The sequence below is a fragment of the Psychrobacter sp. genome (assembly GCF_035469765.1).
Lineage (GTDB): Bacteria > Pseudomonadota > Gammaproteobacteria > Pseudomonadales > Moraxellaceae > Psychrobacter.
Genome location: NZ_DATIRM010000409.1, coordinates 1 through 3,967 on the forward strand (window position 1 = coordinate 1; position 3,967 = coordinate 3,967).

Here is a 3,967-nt window from a genome sequence, read left to right on the forward strand (position 1 = left end):
CGAGGCTACCAATGGAGCCACCAGATTCAGATTATACAAGAATTTTTTATTATTACAACCCCAATCGTAAAACTGTTTGCTTTTTATACTAAATGCGTCTGTAACTTAAGTGACAAAATTCTCACAGCGACACTTTTAAATTTTGCTATTTTAGTTAGGAAGGTTAAGTGCCATAAACAATGCCAAATAAATATAATGCATTTTTATGGCTTTTAAATTAACGGCTTCAAATACATTTATGTCATTCAGGAGATTATGATGAAAAACACGCTAACTAGCAAAGTTACTCTCACCACTGGTACAGCATTTTTATTGGCGACGATAATGGGTAGCGCCCATGCAGCGCCAACAGGCTACGACCAACTTACTTTTCAGGCAGAAGTAAAAGAAGAGATTCAAAACGATGAAGTGACTGCTAGCCTATATAAAAAAGCACAGGCAACGGATGCCAAAGCATTGGCGACAACACTAAACACCTCAATTAATAATGCGTTAAAAATCGCTAAGCGCTACCCGACTGTCACCATAAGCACAGGACAACAACGTACCTACCCACGCTATGATAAAAACAACAAAATCATCGGCTGGACAGGACAAGCGAATATAGATCTAAAAAGTACCGATTTTACCGCAACCAGTCAATTAATTGCTGATTTGCAAGAAACCTTAGTTATGGAAAATCTTAGCTTTGGCGTCTCAGATATCAAAAAGAATGCGATAGAGCAAAAACTCATGACCGATGCTTCACGCGCCTTTCAGCAGCAAGCAAAAAATATGACTCGCGCTTGGGATGCGCGCAGCTATCGTGTCGTTAATGTCAATCTAAACACTGGCAGCAACTATCCTCGCCCGATGTATAATGCAATGAGTATGAAAGCTGAGTCGGCGGATGCGTCGGTACCGAGCCAAAACTTTGAATCTGGTAATAGTACGATTTCAGTCACTGCCAATGGCACGATTGAATTAACTAAATAGAACTCAGTTCAACCTATGTAAAAAGACCGTTATAAATAAAGGCCATCACTGAATCCAGTGGTGGCATTTATTTTTTTAGACATGATTCACTCGATGATATGAGGCCTATTGAGAACAAATAGCTGGCTTGGTTATTGTAGGCAGCAGCCGTGTTAAGAGCGAGGTGTTTACACTTTGGTCTCTGATTTATCTAAGATTAATTATAGTGGTTGGTGCAACTGAGGATGACTGTTTCGACGATAGTCACCTTCATAATTGAGCAAACAATCTTCGAGATAGATTATTAATAACTTTTTATGATAATCTATCATTCTATCGCCCTTTTACTTAGATGATAGATTGCAGGATTATATAAATTTTCGGGAGAGTAAAGGGATTACTCGTACTTATAGAGAATCATGTAGAAAGCGTAAAGATAATATACTGCATTTTTTTGTCTCGGCAGTAAATTAGATTCTTTATAAGAATATCAACAGGGACTCTAATTACAAGGATTGTTATTTAAAACATGGAGGTTTATTGTCAACTTAGAAAGTCATACAGACTTAGTAGATGCTAACTATAAGCTCACTGAATTTGAAGTCCAGTCAAAAACCCACCTATTTTGTATAAAAATTCCTATGCAAAAGCAAATTAGCTAAACAGAATATTATATTCCACTAATAGCCTGATCAAGCTCTAGAAGAAGTTATCAGTGGATTAAAATTTTTTAATCGTTACCGTATAACGCATGCATAGCAGTTAAATAAGGATTCTTTCTAGCCTGAATACTTATTTAACTGAAACTCCTTCATTTACGTTAAACATAATAAGGTTAAAACATGAAACATACCACTCCACTAGATATTGAAAATAATCTGCCAACTGATGCAGCTAAAGAAATCCTTGACTTAATAACTTCATCTAGAGAAGAAACTGAAAGCGCCAGAAAACTTGCTCCAGCTATTGTTGAACAACTCTCAAGTCTTAAACTATTCAGAATGGGACTACCAAAATCTTTAGGAGGATGGGAAGATAATCCTGTAGAAACATTAAAAGTTTATGAATTATTAGCTAGTGCTGAAGCGTCAGTGGCATGGATTGTGTGGAACAATCATCTTGCTTGTACATTTGGACGTTATTTGGATAATACTAGTATGCAAGAGGTGTATAACGATCCTTCTCATGTATATGCCAACTCGGCACGTCCTGAAGGAATTGCTGAAACTGTTCCCGGAGGTTATATGGTCTCTGGTAAATGGACCTTGGTGTCGGGATGTGAATTAGCTGACTGGTTTGTTTTACGTTGTTTGGTTACCTCGGAGAACTCACCTAAAACCCTTGGTCCAGGAGCAAACTTGAAGCTGTTTTTCATTCCAAAAAAAGCTGTTGAAGTAGTCGATACATGGAATGTGGGCGGATTAAATGGCACAGGTAGTCATGATATAGTCATAAAAGATACCTTTGTCAAAGAGCAATATGCTGTAGATTTTGGCAGTCCAGTAGCGCTTGATAATGCATATAGCCGCTTACCTATCGGCTGCATTAACTCTGCCGGTTGTGCTGCAATGGCTTTAGGAGTTTTAAAAGCGGCTACAGACGATTTAATTAAAATGTGTTTAGACAGAGTTACACCTGGGAAAAGTCCAGATCTACGCGATCGTGACACAGTACAAGCAGCCATAGCAAAAAGTAGAACTTTATTGGCGTCTAAACGCTCGCAATTACATAGTAGTATTGCAACACTATGGCAAGAAGCTCAGAACGAAAACACCTTTACCGATGAGCAGCTTGCTGATGTATGGGCGGCTTCATGTGAAGCGGCAAGGGAAGCTAGAGCTATGGTATCTGAAATTTATGCTGTTGCAGGTACCGTTTCATTATACAAAAAATATAAAATAGAAAGAGCTCACAGAGATGTTCATGCTATTTTACAACATGGAATTATTCAGCCACATTGGATGAACCAAGCAGGAATGGCTTACGTCGGTCTAACACCAAATGGCGCGATGTTTAGAATATAACAGGCTTCTTGAACCGCCCTACATGCAGGTGATGCTAAATACTGTCTAGTTATCGTTGATAAAAACGTACTTCATCAACTGTTACTGGGAGTATAACCTTAGGTATTACGTCACTAAAATAGTCTCACAGACTGTTTTAATGACGTTCCTCAATCGAGAAGTTAGTTTACCAAGTATGGTTCTATCAAAAAAGCGAAAGAGGACGCCACCCGACATCAGGGTGGCGGTGAATTTCGCATCGCTTGTTAGCCTTGCTGGTTCTGAATGTATTGCTTGATAATTTCTAATGGAGCACCACCACAAGAGCTTGCAAAACATGATCGAGACCAAAGCACAGGTTTGGCATAAGCAGCCCTCAAGTCAATGAAATCAACCCTCATTCGTCTACCGATGACTGATTTTAAGTGATTGACCAATTTGCTTAATTGCACCGTTGGCGGGTACTGGATAAGCATGTGGATATGATCTGCTTCACCATTACATTCTTTTAACTCAGCATCAAAGCTCTTGCATACCTCAGCAACACACTCACTGAAATACTGATGATGCACCCCGCCCAATACCTTTCTTCGATACTTGGTAATAAAAACCAAGTGAACATGGAGGTTAAAGGCCGCATGGCGATTTTTATATATCTCACTCATTGTAATAAAAACTCTTAAAAGAAAGCATTTATGAAAATCAACAAAGCGTATAAATTTAGGCTTGAGCCTAATGTAGAGCAAGAGGTTGTTTTAAATAATCTTGTCGGCTCTGCACGTTTTGTTTGGAATCAAATGCTAGCGATCTCATTTGAGATGTTTGCCAAGAATGAATTTATCAACGACACTAATATCGTTAATAAAATCATGGATCTAAAGTACCATCCTGATTTTGAGTTCTTAAAAGCCCAGTCTAATGCGGTATCTTTACAACAGAAAGTACGTGATCTTGCTGCTGCTTGGTCACGATTTTTTGACCCTAAAGTACATGCACGATTGAAAGAAAAT

4 protein-coding genes are annotated in these 3,967 nt (G+C 38.5%); 3 read left to right on the forward strand and 1 reads right to left on the reverse strand.

Annotation, left to right across the window (positions count from 1 at the left end):
- Window positions 1-258 precede the first annotated feature (258 nt).
- Together VLN09_RS11350 and VLN09_RS11355 are read left to right on the forward strand one after the other, a co-directional pair.
- Complete coding sequence (locus VLN09_RS11350) at window positions 259-975, forward strand: SIMPL domain-containing protein (RefSeq protein ID WP_325246588.1); 717 nt, start codon at window positions 259-261, stop codon at window positions 973-975.
- An 821-nt stretch (window positions 976-1,796) separates the two neighbouring features.
- A complete protein-coding gene (locus VLN09_RS11355) occupies window positions 1,797-2,978 on the forward strand; it encodes a hypothetical protein (RefSeq protein ID WP_325246590.1) in 1,182 nt (393 codons plus the stop codon).
- A gap of 245 nt (window positions 2,979-3,223) precedes the next feature.
- Here the strand turns inward: VLN09_RS11355 and tnpA are convergent, their stop codons facing one another.
- Window positions 3,224-3,622: an IS200/IS605 family transposase gene (gene tnpA / locus VLN09_RS11360; RefSeq protein WP_325246592.1), complete on the reverse strand. Its 399-nt coding sequence runs from the start codon at window positions 3,620-3,622 to the stop codon at window positions 3,224-3,226.
- Window positions 3,623-3,652: 30 nt separating this feature from the next.
- Between tnpA and VLN09_RS11365 the strand changes: the two genes are divergently transcribed.
- Window positions 3,653-3,967, forward strand: a 315-nt coding sequence (locus VLN09_RS11365) for a helix-turn-helix domain-containing protein (protein ID WP_325246594.1), incomplete at its 3' end; no start/stop codon positions are given.